This window comes from Faunimonas sp. B44, assembly GCF_052655945.1.
Window position 1 is genome coordinate 164450 of the sequence record NZ_JBQYEX010000003.1, and the last position, 15527, is coordinate 179976.

The 15527-nt window shown below is 70.0% G+C and carries 13 protein-coding genes; 6 read left to right on the forward strand and 7 right to left on the reverse strand.

Features of this window, described 5'->3' with window-relative positions; all coding sequences use genetic code 11:
- Window positions 1–315 precede the first annotated feature (315 nt).
- Window positions 316–1104, forward strand: coding sequence for an NYN domain-containing protein (locus tag ACUN0C_RS06935; RefSeq protein ID WP_445465973.1), 789 nt, complete (start codon window positions 316–318; stop codon window positions 1102–1104).
- Here the strand turns inward: ACUN0C_RS06935 and ACUN0C_RS06940 are convergent, their stop codons facing one another.
- A complete protein-coding gene (locus ACUN0C_RS06940; protein WP_445465604.1) occupies window positions 1105–2067 on the reverse strand; it encodes a heparan-alpha-glucosaminide N-acetyltransferase in 963 nt (320 codons plus the stop codon).
- A gap of 34 nt (window positions 2068–2101) precedes the next feature.
- Complete coding sequence (locus tag ACUN0C_RS06945; protein WP_445465605.1) at window positions 2102–3670, reverse strand: 2-isopropylmalate synthase; 1569 nt, start codon at window positions 3668–3670, stop codon at window positions 2102–2104.
- 434 nt (window positions 3671–4104) lie between these two features.
- Here ACUN0C_RS06945 and ACUN0C_RS06950 point away from each other — a divergent pair, with 434 nt between their 5' ends.
- A complete protein-coding gene (locus ACUN0C_RS06950; protein WP_445465606.1) occupies window positions 4105–4365 on the forward strand; it encodes a hypothetical protein in 261 nt (86 codons plus the stop codon).
- Between the two features lie 25 nt (window positions 4366–4390).
- On the opposite strand, the gene ACUN0C_RS06955 is transcribed toward ACUN0C_RS06950, so the two are convergent.
- The 4 genes from ACUN0C_RS06955 to ACUN0C_RS06970 all read right to left on the reverse strand — a co-directional run bounded on the left by ACUN0C_RS06955 (window position 4391) and on the right by ACUN0C_RS06970 (window position 8301).
- Window positions 4391–4828 (reverse strand): hypothetical protein, encoded by a 438-nt coding sequence (locus ACUN0C_RS06955; protein ID WP_445465607.1) that lies wholly within the window; start codon window positions 4826–4828, stop codon window positions 4391–4393.
- A gap of 80 nt (window positions 4829–4908) precedes the next feature.
- Entirely contained in the window at window positions 4909–5808 is a 900-nt protein-coding gene (locus ACUN0C_RS06960) for a PhzF family phenazine biosynthesis protein (protein WP_445465608.1), read from the reverse strand.
- 240 nt (window positions 5809–6048) lie between these two features.
- Window positions 6049–7068: a ketol-acid reductoisomerase gene (gene ilvC / locus ACUN0C_RS06965; protein WP_445465609.1), complete on the reverse strand. Its 1020-nt coding sequence runs from the start codon at window positions 7066–7068 to the stop codon at window positions 6049–6051.
- Between the two features lie 144 nt (window positions 7069–7212).
- Window positions 7213–8301 (reverse strand): ABC transporter substrate-binding protein, encoded by a 1089-nt coding sequence (locus ACUN0C_RS06970; protein ID WP_445465610.1) that lies wholly within the window; start codon window positions 8299–8301, stop codon window positions 7213–7215.
- 150 nt (window positions 8302–8451) lie between these two features.
- On the opposite strand from ACUN0C_RS06970, the gene ACUN0C_RS06975 reads away from it, so the two are divergent.
- Window positions 8452–8856, forward strand: coding sequence for an OsmC family protein (locus ACUN0C_RS06975; RefSeq protein ID WP_445465611.1), 405 nt, complete (start codon window positions 8452–8454; stop codon window positions 8854–8856).
- 20 nt (window positions 8857–8876) lie between these two features.
- The gene (locus ACUN0C_RS06980; RefSeq protein ID WP_445465612.1) at window positions 8877–9737 is read left to right on the forward strand and encodes a sulfurtransferase; all 861 of its coding nucleotides are present in this window, start codon (window positions 8877–8879) and stop codon (window positions 9735–9737) included.
- A gap of 291 nt (window positions 9738–10028) precedes the next feature.
- On the opposite strand, the gene ACUN0C_RS06985 is transcribed toward ACUN0C_RS06980, so the two are convergent.
- Complete coding sequence (locus ACUN0C_RS06985; RefSeq protein WP_445465613.1) at window positions 10029–11039, reverse strand: Bug family tripartite tricarboxylate transporter substrate binding protein; 1011 nt, start codon at window positions 11037–11039, stop codon at window positions 10029–10031.
- Between the two features lie 198 nt (window positions 11040–11237).
- On the opposite strand from ACUN0C_RS06985, the gene ACUN0C_RS06990 reads away from it, so the two are divergent.
- Window positions 11238–12284 (forward strand): efflux RND transporter periplasmic adaptor subunit, encoded by a 1047-nt coding sequence (locus ACUN0C_RS06990; RefSeq protein ID WP_445465614.1) that lies wholly within the window; start codon window positions 11238–11240, stop codon window positions 12282–12284.
- A complete protein-coding gene (locus tag ACUN0C_RS06995; RefSeq protein WP_445465615.1) occupies window positions 12281–15520 on the forward strand; it encodes an efflux RND transporter permease subunit in 3240 nt (1079 codons plus the stop codon). Before ACUN0C_RS06990 ends, ACUN0C_RS06995 begins: the two co-directional genes overlap by 4 nt.
- The last annotated feature ends 7 nt before the right edge of the window (window positions 15521–15527 follow it).

Below are 15527 nucleotides of genomic sequence, written 5' to 3' on the forward strand. Positions count from 1 at the left end.
GAACCGTTCGCCGCCGCGATCCTTTGGCCCCCGACGACACGCCGGGCCGATGGGCTCCATCGCGGCGGAGCCGGAAGGCGAGCTGTGGTTCTTCACCTCGTGCTCGTGCGCGTCGAGGGCGAGTGCGCGCAATATTGGGACGCGCCCTCCTCGACCGCCGTCCATGCCCAGGGCTATGTGAAGGCGCGGCTCACCGGCGAGCGGCCGGAGCCGGGCGAGGCGGGCAAGGTCCGGCTCCGACCGGATCGTGATCCCCGGTCCGGACCTCGCCCGCCGGCGGCTGCGACCCGGATGCACGCGGAGGAGGAGAACGTCATGGCAGATGAAGGCCGGCTCCGCCGGTTCGCCGTGCTCATCGACGCCGACAACACGTCGCCGAAGATCGCGGCCGGCCTCTTCGAGGAGATCGCCAAGTTCGGCGAGGCGAGCGCGCGCCGCATCTACGGCGACTTCTCCAGCCCGCGGCTGAAATCGTGGGCGGACGTGCTGCAGAAGCATGCGATCGATCCGCACCAGCAGTTCGCCTATACGTCCGGCAAGAACGCCTCCGACATCGCGCTCGTCATCGACGCCATGGACCTCCTGCACAGCGGACGGTTCGACGGCTTCTGCCTGGTCTCGTCGGACAGCGATTTCACCCGGCTCGCCTCGCGCCTGCGCGAGCAGGGCGCCGACGTGTACGGCTTCGGCGCGCAGAAGACGCCGGAAAGCTTCCGCCAGGCCTGCCGGCGGTTCATCTACACGGAGAACCTCCTCCCCGAAGCGCAAGCTGCGGCACGGGACGAGAGCGCGCCGGCCAATCAGCTCGAGCCGGCGGCCGCCGCCGTCCCGATCCTCACCCGGGCGGTCGAGCAGATCGAGACGGAGGACGGTTGGGTGCGCCTCGGCACGGTCGGGCAGCGTCTCGCCACGATCGCCTCCGACTTCGACCCCCGCACGTTCGGCTTTCGGAAGCTGAGCGACCTCGTCCGCAGCACCGGCGCCTTCGAGATCGAGCAGCGCGACGGCGGGCCGATGCAGGTCCGGCTCAGGCCGGAGCCGACGCCGGACCAGCCGGCGCACAAGCCGCGGAGCCGGCGGCGACGCGCAAAGGCTGCGACCTGATCAACGAGCCTCCCCCGCGAAGCACTGGCGGGCGGCGTCCGCGTAGATCTGCTGGTCCTCGTCGCTGAGGAGGCCGGACTGGAGGGCATCCCAGATGCCGCTCGCCTTGGTTTGCTCGAGCACGCACGGGCAGGCCCGGCGGCAGAGCGCCTCGTCGCGCGCGGTCGCCACGCAGGCGGCGACGCAGTTCGCCACGAACTCGCGCTCCACGGCCGGCGTCCAGGCGCCGAAAGCCTGCAGCGCGAGCATGCTGCCGAAGAGGACCGGCTGGTGCACGAGATAGATGGCGAGGCTGTGCCGGCCGAGCCAGACGAGCCCCCTCCCCGCCCGGCCCGGCGCCCCGGGGCGGGCCGCGGCAAGGCGGCCGGCCAGCACGCGCGCGGCCACGATGCCCGAGAGCACCAAGGAGAACCAGGGGAAGACGGGCACGTAATCGTTCGACATCGGCGGCTCGGTGTAGAGGCCGAGCCAGAGCAGCGCCGGGTGGTCGAAGACCGGCGCGGCGAAGATCGCCGGTGCGGCGACCGCGACGAGCGCGGCGAGCGCGACCAACCAGAGCGGCGCGCGCACGAAGACGAGCCCCAGCACGCTCGCCACCGCGATGTGATGCAGGATGCCGAAGAAGACGAAGCTCTCCGGGAAGACGAACCACGTCACGATGGTGATCGCCGCCGCCGCCGCGGCGACGAGCGCGAGCCGGCGGAAATAGGGTCGCCAGCGGATGCCGCCGCGGGTCGCAAGCACCAGACTGAAGCCGACCAGGAAGAGGAAGGAACCGGCGATGATGCGCGCGAAGAGGCGCCAGCCGAAGGCCTCGCCGACATCGGTCTCGATCAGCCGGAAGAAGCTGAGATCCCAGGAAAAATGGTAGACCACCATCGCCAGGATGGCGATGCCGCGCGCCTCGTCCACCCACGGCAGGCGCGCCGGCGGGGCCGAAGCCGCCGGCGCGTCGATCCTCAACGGGATCTCCCCGGTCGCGTCCGCGCGCAGCGGGTCAGACCGCCCTGAGCGCTTCCGGCGCGCCCTTGGAGCGCCGCGCCAGCAGCTTGTTGAGGGCCGAGACGTAGGCCCTGGCCGAGGCGACCAGCGTGTCGGTGTCGGCGGCGCGGCCGGTCACGCTCCGGCCGTTCTCCTCGAGCCGGACGGAGACCTCCGCCTGCGCGTCCGTGCCCTCGGTCACGGCCGAGACCTGGTAGAGTTCGAGGTTCGCCTCGTTCGGCACCAGCGCGTTGACCGCGTTGAAGATCGCGTCGACCGGCCCGTTCCCGGTCGCCTGCACCGTCCGGTGCTCGCCGTCGAAATCGAGCGTGAGCGTGGCGCTCTGCGGACCCATCGTGCCGGCGATGACGGTGAGCGAGAGCACGCGGACGTGCTCGTGCGCGGAGGCGATCTCCTGGTCGATCAGCGCCTCGATGTCCTCGTCGTAGACGTGCTTCTTGCGGTCGGCGAGCGCCTTGAACTGGTTGAAGGCGTCCTCCAGCGCATTCTCGCCGAGCTGGTAGCCGAGCTCCTTCAGCTTGGAGCGGAAGGCGGCCCGCCCCGAATGCTTGCCCATGACCAGCGAGGTCTTCGAGACACCGACGGATTCCGGCGTCATGATCTCGTAGGTCTGGGTGTTCTTCAGCATGCCGTCCTGGTGGATGCCGCTCTCGTGGGCGAAGGCGTTCCGCCCGACGATCGCCTTGTTGTACTGGACCGGGAACGACGTCACCGCCGAGACGAGCTTCGAGGCCCGGGTGAGCTGCGTCGCGTCGATGCCGGTGGTGAAGGGATAGGCGTCCGCGCGCGTGCGGATCGCCATCACGATCTCCTCCAGCGCGGCATTGCCGGCGCGCTCGCCGATGCCGTTGACCGTGCACTCGACCTGACGCGCGCCGCCCTCGATGCCGGCGAGCGAGTTCGCTACCGCCAGCCCCAGATCGTCGTGGCAATGCACGGAGAACACCGCCTTGTCGGCGTTCGGCACGCGCTCGCGCACCGTGCGGAAGAGCGCACGGTACTCGTCCGGCGTGGTGTAGCCGACCGTGTCGGGGATGTTGATCGTGGTCGCGCCGGCCTTGATCGCCGCCTCCACGCAGCGGCACAGGAAGTCGTGCTCGGTCCTCGTGCCGTCCTCGCACGACCATTCGACGTCGTCGACGAGGTTGCGGGCGCGCGCGACGGAGGCGACCACCATCTCCAGCACCTCGTCGGGCTCCTTCTGGAGCTTGTGCTTCATGTGCACGGGCGAGGTGGAGATGAATGTGTGGATGCGCGGGCGGCGCGCGGCACGCACCGCCTCGCCGGCCCTGTCGATGTCCTTGAAGCCGGCCCGGGCGAGGCCTGCCACGGTCGCGTTCCTCACCCGCTTCGCGATCTCGCTCACGGCCTCGAAATCGCCGACGGAGGCGATCGGGAACCCCGCCTCGATGATGTCGACGCCCATCCCGTCGAGGAGGTCGGCGACCTCGAGCTTCTCCTCGAAGGTCATGGTCGCGCCGGGGCATTGCTCGCCGTCGCGCAGCGTGGTGTCGAAGATCAGGACGCGGTCGGCGTCGGTCTGCTGGGGAGCGGTCTCGCTCATGGGTCTAGTCCTTGTTCCGGTCTCGGGGTGCCGCCATCAAGGCGCACGCGTTGTCTCTTCTGGTGGCTCGCTCCCCTGAGTGCCCGCCCTGACCGGTCCATCGGACCCGGGCTGCCGACGCTCAGGGGCGGCTAAGAAGAAGGAGACCGAGGGCGAGCGGAAGGCTCCGCGCGGAACGCGGGCCAGTCGACAGCAATGCTGCGATCGCGGATCGCTCGAACATTCGCCGGAACCTCACCTCCCCGCCTTCTACCGATTTCCGCCCGTTTCCGCAATATCGGCGCGCGGCGGCGTTGCCGATCCGCCACGATACCGCGGGAATGTGGCGCGGCTCACCTTCGCTTCGGAACGGCCCGGCCGGAGCCCACATTGCGCCTTCATTCGGACACCGAGAGCAGCTTCACTCGCCGGCGAGGGGGCAGTCGGAGGGAAAGATGAGGCGCATCAAGCAGGATCTGACGATCGCAGTCGTCCTCGCCGTCATCGGTTCCGGGGTGACGGGCCCGAGCATGGCCGGGGAGCGCCGGTACGAAGCGGCGGGGGAACTGGAACTCGCGATGGAAGAGAACGCCATGAACGGCGATGCCGTGGCACGCGTGCGCTCGCTGATCGCAGAAGCCCGGCGGCTGCAGCTCGCCGGCGACGAGGACGGCGCCGCGAAGGCGATGGCGACGGCCCTCGATCTCCTGGCGTGAGCCGAACCCGCTTCCGCCGGGACAGCTAGCGCGGATCGGGCGCGAACGAGACCACCGCAAGGCAGATGGCGATCAGGGCCGCGAGCCATACGACCGCCACCCAGAGCTCGAGCCTCGCGCGCTCCTTTTCGCCGACGAGACCGTGCATGCGCGCCGCCTGCATGCGCTGCATGAGGTGGGAGACGGTGAGCACGCCCACGAAGCCGACCTTGGCGTAGAACCACGCGCTCACCTCGCGGCCGGTCTGGCCGTACTGGCTCCACAACAGCATCAAGCCGGTGATCCATACGAAGACCACCGCCATGGTCGTGAAGTCCGCGAGCGTCCGCCGGGCGAGCGCCAGCGCCAGGCTGCTGTCGCCGGACTGCCCGGCGCTCACCCGCAGCATCAGGAGGTGCGAGAAGGCCATCCCCGTCACCATGGCGATGATCATGAGATGGGCGATCAGCAGGATTTCGTACATCAGAAGGCCGTCCGGACGGTGACTCGCACATCGTTTAGCCGGAGTTCGATCCGGGCGCCTTGCGGCAGATCAATCGGCATTCAGACCGCCAGCACGCCTTCGGCGACGCGAACGGCCCTGCCCCCGATCCGCACCGTCGCGAGCTTGCCGCCGGACACGCTCATCTCGACGCGGATGAGAGAGGGGCGGCCCATCTCGTAGCCCTGCTCGACGATGCAGGTGTGCCCGCCTTCCGGAAGGTCGTCGAAATGATGGATCGGCCCGGCGAAGGCGGCCGCTGCGGACCCGGTGGCGGGATCCTCGTCGATGCCGTGCATGGGCGCGAACATGCGGGCCCGGAAGGCGTGGTCGTGGCCCTCGGTCTCGCGCGTGTAGAGATAGGCGCCGTCCTCGCCGAACGCGTCCGACCAGTTCGCGTGCACGACCATCGCCTCGGCCAGCACCGAACGGTCGCGCACCGGCACGAAATGGAACGGGACGCCGGCCGACCAGACCGACGGCGCATGGTTCTCGAAGCCGAGCTCGCCGACCGACAGCCCGAGCGCACCGGCAATGGCGTCGTGCGCCGGCGCCGGCCCGAGCGCACGCGGCAGCCGGGGGCAGTCGAACTCGGCGAAGCCGTCGGGCCCGGTCACCTTCACGCCGCAGCGCACCGGCCCGATGTTCTCCTCGAGCACGACGACCGCGTCCTGCTCGCCGGAGGCGCCCTGGAAGCGCTGCGCCGAGAGCGCCACGGCGGTGCCGATGGTCGGATGCCCGGCGAAGGGCAGCTCGGCGAAGGGAGTGAAGATCCGCACGCGCGCGGTGTGGCCGGGATTGTCCGCCTCCAGCACGAAGACGGTCTCCGACAGGTTGAACTCGCGCGCGATCGCCTGCATGGCGCCGTTGTCCAGCCCTTCGGCGTCGAGCACGACCGCGAGCGGGTTGCCCGCGAGCGGCCGGTCCGTGAAGACGTCGTAGATCTGGTAGCGCCGCGCCATCCTGTCCTCTCACCCATCCGATCCGGCGGAGCGGGATCGGGATCGTCAGCCCCTGAAAGACAATAGAGAGGGAGGCGACGCAATAGGGGCCGGCGGAACGGGGTCGCGGCAAGCGATTCCCGGTAAAGGAAGAGCATGCCCCCGCGGCGCTTTGCGCGCCGACGCCGACGGCGCCCCGAAGAACGAAGAACCCCGCGCCAAAGCGCGGGGTCCGGGTCCGTCGGCGGGCTCGGCCGGCCGTCAGTTCTTCGCCTTGTCGACCAGCTTGTTGGCGGTGATCCACGGCATCATGCCGCGCAGGCGCTCGCCCACCTCCTCGATCGGGTGGGCGTCGTTCAGGCGGCGCGTCGCCTTGAACTTGGCGGCGCCGGCCCGGTATTCCTGCATCCATTCCGAGGTGAACCGCCCGCTCTGGATGTCCTTCAGGACCTTCCGCATCTCCGCCTTGGTCTCGTCGGTGATGATGCGCGGGCCGGTGACGTACTCGCCCCATTCGGCGGTGTTGGAGATCGAGTAGTTCATGTTGGCGATGCCGCCCTCATAGATGAGGTCGACGATCAGCTTCACCTCGTGCAGGCACTCGAAATAGGCCATCTCGGGCGCGTAGCCGGCCTCCACCAGCGTCTCGAAGCCGGCGCGGATGAGCTCGACCAGACCGCCGCAGAGCACCGCCTGCTCGCCGAAGAGGTCGGTCTCGCATTCCTCCTTGAAGGTCGTCTCGATGATGCCGGAGCGCCCGCCGCCGATCGCCGAGGCATAGGACAGCGCGAGGTCGTGGGCGTTGCCGGAGGCGTCCTGCGCGACCGCGATGAGGCAGGGCACGCCGCCGCCGCGCTGGTACTCGCTGCGCACCGTGTGGCCCGGCCCCTTCGGCGCGATCATGACGACGTCGATCGTGGACTTCGGCTCGATCAGCGCGAAATGGACGTTGAGGCCGTGGGCGAACGCGATGGCCGCGCCGTCGCGGATGTTCGGCGCGATGTGCTCGCGCCAGATGTCGGCCTGCAGCTCGTCCGGGGTCGCCATCATCATCAGGTCGGCCCAGCCGGCGGCGTCCGCGACCGACATCACGCGCAGGCCCGCGCTCTCCGCCTTCTGCGCGGAGGCGGACCCCGGACGCAGCGCGATCACGACCTCCTTCACGCCGGAATCGCGGAGGTTCAGCGCATGGGCATGGCCCTGGCTGCCATAGCCGATGATCGCGACCTTGCGATCCTTGATGAGGTTCACGTCCGCGTCGCGGTCGTAATAAACGCGCATGTCTCTGGGTCCTTCCCGCTCACTCGCCCGCCACCGGCGGCCATTCCTTCATGAAGCCGGCGGCGTTCTAGCGGGGGCGGTCCCGCCGGGCAACCTCGGAGGCGCCGAAGGGAGCGCTGGGGCTCCTCTCCGGCGCCCGCGGGCTCAGATCGAGGTCGGCCGCTTCGGCAGGCCGAGCGCCTCCTGGGCGGCCCAGACGTATTTCATCTCGATGTGCTTGCGCCAGTCGACGCCCGCCTCGACCTCGCCGGTCTCGGCGAGCTGGGCGAGGAACGTGTCCATCGCCTCGGCGCTGTCGAAACCGCCGTCGGGGCTGAGCTGGTCGAGCTCGACCTGGTACTGCGCCTCGAATTCCGGCGGGACCTCGAAGCCGTATTTGCGGATGATGTCGTAGGCCTCGGCCTTGTTGGCGGGCTCGAACAGCCATTGCCGGGCGCGGATCTCGGCGAGCGCCCAGGCATAGGCGGTGTCCTCGTTCTTCTCGAGGAAGTCGCCCATCGCGCCGATGCCTTCCTGCGGGGCGGAGACCAGCTCCTCGTGCAGGAAGCGGCCGCCGGAGGCCTCGATGCCGGCCTTGTGGCGCGGGAACACGCTGGCGCCGTCGACGATGCCGTTGACGAGGGCGGCCATGCGGTTGTCGGAGCCGCCGGAGCTCGGCACGAACTCGACGTCCTTCTCCGGGTCGAGCCCCATCTTCCGCACCAGCTCCTTCTGGATCCAGGTGTTGCGGCCGTCCAGCGACCCGCCGGTGATCTTGCCGCCCTTCAGGTCCTCGGGCTTCTCGATGCCCTTGCGCACGCCCATGATCCACCATTCCTTGTGGCGCAGGATGCTGATGATCTTGATCGGCGTGCCGCTCTTCTCGGCGGCGCTGAGGAAGCTGCTGGTGTCGCCGTGGGCGAGGTGCAGGCTGCCGCCGATCAGGCCGGGAATGTAGGCCTCCGAGAGGATCATCTCGACGTCGGAGAGGCCGACCTCTTCGAAATAGCCTTGCGCGCGGGCAATCGTGAGGGCCCAGGCGGAGACGTAGTTCGGGTTGAACTCGCCGTATTTCAGCGAGCTGAGGTTCGCCTTCACGTTCGCCATGCTCGGCGTCGCATCCTGGGCGAAGCTCCCGCGCGTCGTCGCCACGGCGAGCAGGAGCCCGAGCGCGCCGAACCCGCCCGCCTTCAGCACGTCTCGCCGCGCAACCCATTCCGTCTGGCTGATGCCGTTCGCACGAATGCTCTTCATGTCGTTTCCTCCCCTGGCCTCTGGCTGGCGGTGCGGCGGCCGGACCGCCGATCCCGCGCCTTGATGCAGGCCCAAGGATCGTACTATGGGCATATGGTCATACTTTCGGCAACTCTGAATGCCGGCTGAAGCAGCCGCCGCGAGGCCGCCATGAACAGGATCGTCGTCCGCCGCCTGGAGGGGCGCAAGCTCCTCTGCACCGCCGGGGCGCACCAGGTCACGACCGACCGCAAGCGGGAGGACGGCGGCACCGACGCCGGCCCGACCTCGGGCGAGCTGCTCCTCCTCGCCATCGGATCCTGCGCGGCCGGGTCGCTGCGCACCTTCCTGGCCCATGCCGGTCATCCGTCGGAGGGCATCGCCGTCGAGGTGGCGTTCGAGCCTTCCGCCGCCGGGGACCGGGACGCGGTCGCGATCGACGTTGCCCTGCCCGGCCTGGACGCGATCGCAGACCGCGCCGGCCTGGAGGATGCCGCCCGCTCCGGCGGCGTGGTGAGCCGCATCGCGCTCGGCTCCGAACTCCGCGTCCGGTTCCGGCCCGCGCCAGCACCCTGATCGAGAGAAGAGAGGACCACATGGCCAGCACCAGCACCGCAGGCGATTCGCCGCTTGTCAGCCCCGAATGGCTCGAGGCGCATCGCAACGATCCCGACCTCCGCATCGTCGAGATCGCCGGCCTCAGGCAGGACGACATGCCCGCCTACAAGGCCGGGCACGTGCCGGGCGCCGTGTGCTGGCGCTGGAAGGAGATGCTGTGGGACAGCCACATGCGCGACTTCCCCTCCCCCGAGGAGTTCGCGCGCCGCATGGGTGCCGCCGGCATCGGCAACGATACGACCGTCGTCGTCTACGGCGAGGACGTGCAGTTCGGCATCTACGCCTGGTGGACGCTCCGCTATTGCGGTCATCGCAACGTCAAGGTGCTCGACGGCGCGCGCTACCGCTGGAAGGCCGAGGGCCGGCCGCTCGAGCAGGCCTTCCCGCCCGCTCCGCCGCCCGTCGAATACCGGCCGACCGCGCGCGATCCGGGCATGCGCATCTTCCGGGACGAGGTCCTGAAGGCGCTCGAGGAGGAGACGGCGGCGATCGTCGATGCGCGCTCGCCCGAGGAATACCGCGGGGAGCGGGTCGGCGGGCCCGGCGGCCCGGACAGCGGCGCGGTCAGGCCGGGGCGCATCCCGGGCGCGAGGCACATGTTCTACATGGACTTCCTCGACGAGAACAAAGCCTTCCGGCCGGCGGACGAGCTGCGCGCACTCGCCGCCGAGAGGGGCCTTTCGCCGGGCGAGCCGGTGATCGCCTATTGCCGCATGAGCCACCGCGCGACGGTCGCCTACTTCGCGCTGACGCAGCTTCTCGGTTTCGAGAACGTGCGCGTCTATGACGGCTCCTGGACGGAATGGGGCAACCTCGTCGGCGTCCCGATCGAGCGCTGAGGCCGGCGCGCCGCATTCCCGGGGCCGCCCGCCCCCTCCCCGTCCCGAAAGCGGCTCCACCGCTTTCGGCCTCTCCTCGCGGGGAGGTCAAGGGGCCGGGCCGTTGCTCTGCGCCTCCCGCCCACTGTCGTCATGCCCGGGCTTGACCCGGGCATCCAGCGGCCGAGGGCTCTCCCGACGCCGAGGAAGCGGAAGCGCAGCGCCCCCCTCCCGAAAGCGGCTCCGCCGCTTTCGACTTCCCCGCGAGGGGGAGGTTAAGGGGCCGTGCCGCGGTCGGGCGGCGCCGATGCGCTATTGCAGCGCGGCGATCGACGCCTTCAGGACCGACTTGAGGTCCTCGCTGGCGGCCAGGATCTCGGCGACCTTCTCCTGCTGCTCCGCGCCCGGCGCGAAGATGATCGAGACACCCGCCTTGTCGGCCGCGGCCAGCAGCTCCGGATCCTTCAGCGAGGCCTCGATCGCCGCCCGCATCTCCTCCGTCGCGGCAGGATCCATGTCCGGCGGGCCGAAGAAGCCGCGGCTCATGTTCATGATCGTGATGGTCGCCGAGAGCAGGCTCTTCTTGCTGTCGTCGGTCGCGAGTTCGACGACCGAGGGCACGTCCGGAAGGTCCGTCAAGCGCTTCTCGTCGAGAACGGCGATGACGCGGACCTCGCCGGCGTCCACGACCGGCTTCGCTGCCACCCAGCCGGTGGTGTAGCCATCGAGGTCGCCCTTGATCGCGGCGAGCGCCGTGTCGGACTGCCCCTCATAGCCGGTGATCGCCTTGAGCTTGAAGCCGAACACGTCGGCAATGACCGACGTCGCGTAGAAATCCTCGTCGGTGCCCTGCGAGGCATAGGCGAAGGGGCGCCCGAGCTTCTGGATGTCCTCCATGGTCTTGATGTCGGACACGGTGCCGACCACGAGCACCCGGGGCTCGGACGCCGCACGGCCGAGATAGGTGAACTTCGTCGCATCGAACTGGACGCCGGGGCTGTCGGCGAGCTGGGCGAGGATCAGCGCCGGCACGTTGGTGAACGCAATGGTCATGCCGTCCGGCTTCTCGTTCCAGACCGTGTTGGTCCCCTTCAGACCGCCGGCGCCCGTGCGGTTCTCGACCCGAACCATCTTCGCGCCCGAGTGCTTCTCGATGAAGGGCGCGATCATGCGCGCATATTGCGTCATCAGGCCCGCGGGCGAGTTCGGCACCACCAGCACCACGTTCTTCCCGTCATAGACCGGCCCTGCCAGCGCCGTACCCGGCGACGCCGCAAACGCCAGCGTGGCAGTCACCATCGCGGCGGCACCCAGTACCTTCATGCGAGAGCGCATGCGCTCCTCCCTTCGATTTGTTTGTCGTTCCGCCCGCCCCGTCATCAACGGCAGCTGGCGAGCACCTGATTGTGATACCGTATGACCACCCCGTCAATTCACATGGTCGGCCGACTTGATCGAGCGCAAGGCGCGGGGCCTCGGGACGATGTAACCGCCTCTCCGAAGTTCCTGCAGGAGAGGATCATGGTCCTGCCGATCGTCCCGTCAGCCGCGTGCGGCCCCGCACGTCGGATTCGCGCCACCATCCTTGCCGCCGGACTGTCTGCTGCGGCGGCAGCGTTCGGAGGCGGACCCGCCGGTGCGGCGGACGTCGCGGCGACGCGATACGAGATCGCCGACATGAAGGCGGTCTACGGCCGCGTCGAGCCGCGCGACCTGGTGCCGGCGAGGGCGCGCATCGGCGGCACGCTCGTGTCGGTCGAGGTCGAGGAAGGCTCCGCGGTCGAGGCCGGCGCCGTGCTCGCGCGCGTCGTCGACGAAAAGCTCGCGCTGCAGATGGAGGCGACGGAGGCACGCCTGCGCGCGCTCCAGGCGGAGCGCGACAACGTCCAGACCGACCTCGAGCGGGCGCAGCAGCTCCTCGCCCGCGGCACGGTCCCGCAGCAGCGCGTCGACCAGCTGCAGACGCAGCTGAACGTGCTCGTCAACCAGATCGCCGGCGGCGAGGCTGACCGCGCCGTCATCGCCCAGCAGAGCAGCGAGGGCGACGTGGTCGCCCCCGTTTCGGGCCGCGCCCTGACCGTGCCGCTCACGCGCGGCTCCGTCATCCTCCCCGGCGAGACCGTCGCCAGGATCGCGGGCGGCGGCTATTTCCTCCGCCTCGCCCTCCCCGAGCGCCACGCGGCGCTTCTCAAGGAAGGCTCCGAGGTCGAGGTCGGCGCGCGCGGGGGCTCCGATGCCGGCGCCGCGGCCGGCAAGGGCCGGCTGGCGAAGATCTACCCGGAGCTCGAGAACGGCCGCGTGATCGCGGACGTCGAGGTCGCGGCGCTCGGCGACTATTTCGTCGGCGAGCGCGCGCTCGTCCGGGTGCCGGTCGGCATGCGCGAGGTCGTGGCGGTGCCCGTTGAGGCCGTGGCGACGCGATCCGGCATCGATTTCGTCCGGCTCCGCCGCGACGGCGGCGAGACGGAGGTAGCCGTCCTCGTCGGCGAGCGCATCGAGACGCCCGACGGGCCGCGGCTGGAGATCCTTTCCGGGATCCGCGACGGCGACCGGGTCGTCACGCCATGAAGCTCGGGATCGCCGGCGGCCTCACCCGCACCTTCATCGCCTCGCCGCTGACGCCGCTCTTCCTGCTGGCTTCCCTCGCCTTCGGCCTGGTCGCGCTCGCCACGCTGCCGCGCGAGGAGGAGCCGCAGATCTCGGTGCCCATGATCGACATCCACGTCCGCGCCGAGGGGCTGAAGGCGGAGGACGCGGTGAAGCTCGTGACGGAGCCGCTCGAAACGATCGTGAAGGGCATCGTCGGCGTCGAGCACGTCTATTCCCAGACCGAGGACGACGGCGCGCTCGTCACCGCGCGCTTCGAGGTCGGCACCAGCGCCGACGCGGCGGTGCTGCGCGTGCACGACAAGGTGCGCGCCAACATGGACCGCATCCCCGTCGGCATCCCGGAGCCGCTGATCGTTGGCCGCGGCATCGACGACGTGGCGATCGTCGTGCTCACGCTGGCGCCGAAGCCGGAGGTCGCCGATCGCTGGACCGCGAACGCCCTCACGCGGCTCGCCCGCGAGCTCAGGGTCGAGATCGCCAAGCTCGAGGACGTCGGGCTGACCTATCTGGTCGGCGAGCAGGCCGAGGAGATCCGGATCGACCCGGATCCGGAGAAGCTCGCGCTCTACGGCGTCACGCTGCAGCAGCTCGCCGCCAAGATCGAAGGCGCCAACCGCACCTTCCAGGCCGGGCGCGTCCGCGACGGCGGCGGGCAGATCGGGCTCGTCGCCGGCCAGACGCTGCAGGGCATGCAGGAGATCGGCAACCTGCTCGTCACGAGCCGCGACGAGCGCCCGGTCTACGTCCGCGACCTGGCCGACCTGGAACTCGTCGCCGAGCCGGCGGAGGCGCGCGTCTCGCATCTGGAGCGCGGGGCCGACGGCGCGCTCGTCCGCGTCCCGGCCGTCTCCGTCGCGGTCGCCAAGCGCGCAGGCGCCAACGCGGTCGCGATCGCCGAGCACGTGCTCGCCCAGGTCGAGACGGTGCGCGGCAGCATCGTCCCCGAGGACGTGGTCGTCCACGTCACCCGCGACTATGGCGAGACGGCGAACGAGAAGGCGAACGAGCTGCTCTTCCATCTCGGGCTCGCCACCGTCTCGATCGTCCTCCTCGTCTGGCTCGCGATCGGCTGGCGTGAGGCGATCGTCGTGGCGGTCGTGATCCCCGTCACGATCCTGCTCACGCTCTTCGCGGCGCGGCTGATGGGCTACACGCTCAACCGCGTCAGCCTGTTCGCCCTCATCTTCTCGATCGGCATCCTGGTCGACGACGCCATCGTCGTCATCGAGAACATCGCGCGGCACTGGGCGATGCGCGACGGCCGCAGCCGGATCACGGCCGCGATCGAGGCGGTCGCGGAAGTCGGCAACCCGACCATCGTCGCGACTCTGACGGTGGTCGCGGCCCTCCTGCCGATGCTCTTCGTGTCCGGCCTGATGGGCCCCTACATGAGCCCGATCCCGGCCAACGCCTCGGCCGCGATGATCTTCTCCTTCTTCGTGGCGGTCACGGTGACGCCGTGGCTGATGCTGCGCCTCGGCGGCGCGGCCGCCGGCCACGGTGGCGGACACGGAGACGGACATGCGGCGAGCGAAGGCGGCGTGCTCGGCCGCGCCTACCGGGCAGCCGCCGCGCCGGTGCTGGCGAGCCGCTGGCGCGCGTGGCTCTTCCTGATCCTGGTCGGCATCGCCACGCTGGCGGCGCTCACGCTGTTCTACACGAAGGCGGTGACCGTGAAGCTCCTGCCGTTCGACAACAAGTCGGAGCTCGCCGTCGTCATCGACCTGCCGGAGGGCGCCTCCGTCGAGGGCACCGACCGCGTGCTGCAGGCGGCGGCCGCCCGGCTCGCCGACATGCCGGACATCCTGTCGTTCCAGACCCATGCCGGCACGGCTGCGCCGTTCAACTTCAACGGCCTCGTCCGCCATTACTATCTCCGCGGCAAGCCGGAGCAGGGCGACATCCAGCTCAACCTCAGCCCGAAGGCGGAGCGCGACCGCGCCAGCCACGATCTGGCGCTGGAGATCCGCGAGCGCCTCGGCGCCCTGGAGGTGCCGGAGGGCACCGCGATCCGGGTCGTCGAGCCGCCGCCCGGCCCGCCGGTCCTCGCCACGTTGCTCGCCGAGATCTACGGGCCCGACGCCGAGACCCGCCGCGCCGTGGCGGGAAAGGTGCGCGAGGCGTTCGCCATGGTGCCGTTCGTCGTCGACGTCGATGATTCCTTCGGCACGCCGAGCGAGCGCATCCGCCTCAGGATCGCCGAGGACGATCTCGAATTCCACCGCGTCGACCATCGCGACGTCTACGACACGATCCGGACGCTGTATGGCGGCGCCACCGTCGGCTATTCGCACCGCGGCGGCGGGCGGAACCCGATCCCGATCCGGCTCGCCCGCGGCAAGGCGGAGAAGGTGCTCGACGAGCGCGCGCTGGCGACGCCGGTGCCGGCCAACATCCTGCCGGGCGACCGCAGCGTGGTCGAACTCGGCGACGTCGTCCGCCCCGTCCGCGAGCGTGCCTCCTTCCCGGTCTACCGGCGCGACGGCCGGGCGGCCGAGATGATCACCGGCGAACTCGCCGGCGATTTCGAGGCGCCGCTCTACGGCATGATGGAGGTCGCCGCGGCGCTCGAGCGCATCGAATGGGGCGACGTGCCGAAGCCGGAGATCCGCCTCAACGGCCAGCCCGACGACGAATCGCGGCCGACGCTGCTGTGGGACGGGGAATGGGAGGTGACCTGGGTCACGTTCCGCGACATGGGCGCGGCCTTCGCCGTGGCCATGCTCGGCATCTACATCCTCGTCGTCGCGCAGTTCGGCTCGTTCAAGCTGCCGCTCGTCATCCTGACGCCGATCCCGCTCACCTTCATCGGCATCATGCTCGGGCACTGGCTCTTCGCCGCGCCGTTCACCGCCACGTCGATGATCGGCTTCATCGCGCTCGCCGGCATCATCGTGCGCAACTCGATCCTGCTCGTCGATTTCATCCGGCACGCGCCGCGGGAGAACCGCCGCCTCGTCGACGTGCTGCTGGAGGCCGGCGCGATCCGGTTCAAGCCGATTCTGCTCACCGCCATCGCCGCCATGATCGGCGCCGCGGTGATCCTGTTCGACCCGATCTTCCAGGGCCTGGCGATCTCGCTCCTGTTCGGGCTCGCCTCCTCGACGCTCCTCACCGTCATCGTCATCCCGGCGATCTACGTCGTCCTGCGCGGCGAGAGGACGAGCGCGGACGAGGCTCCGGCCGGCACCTGATCCGCAT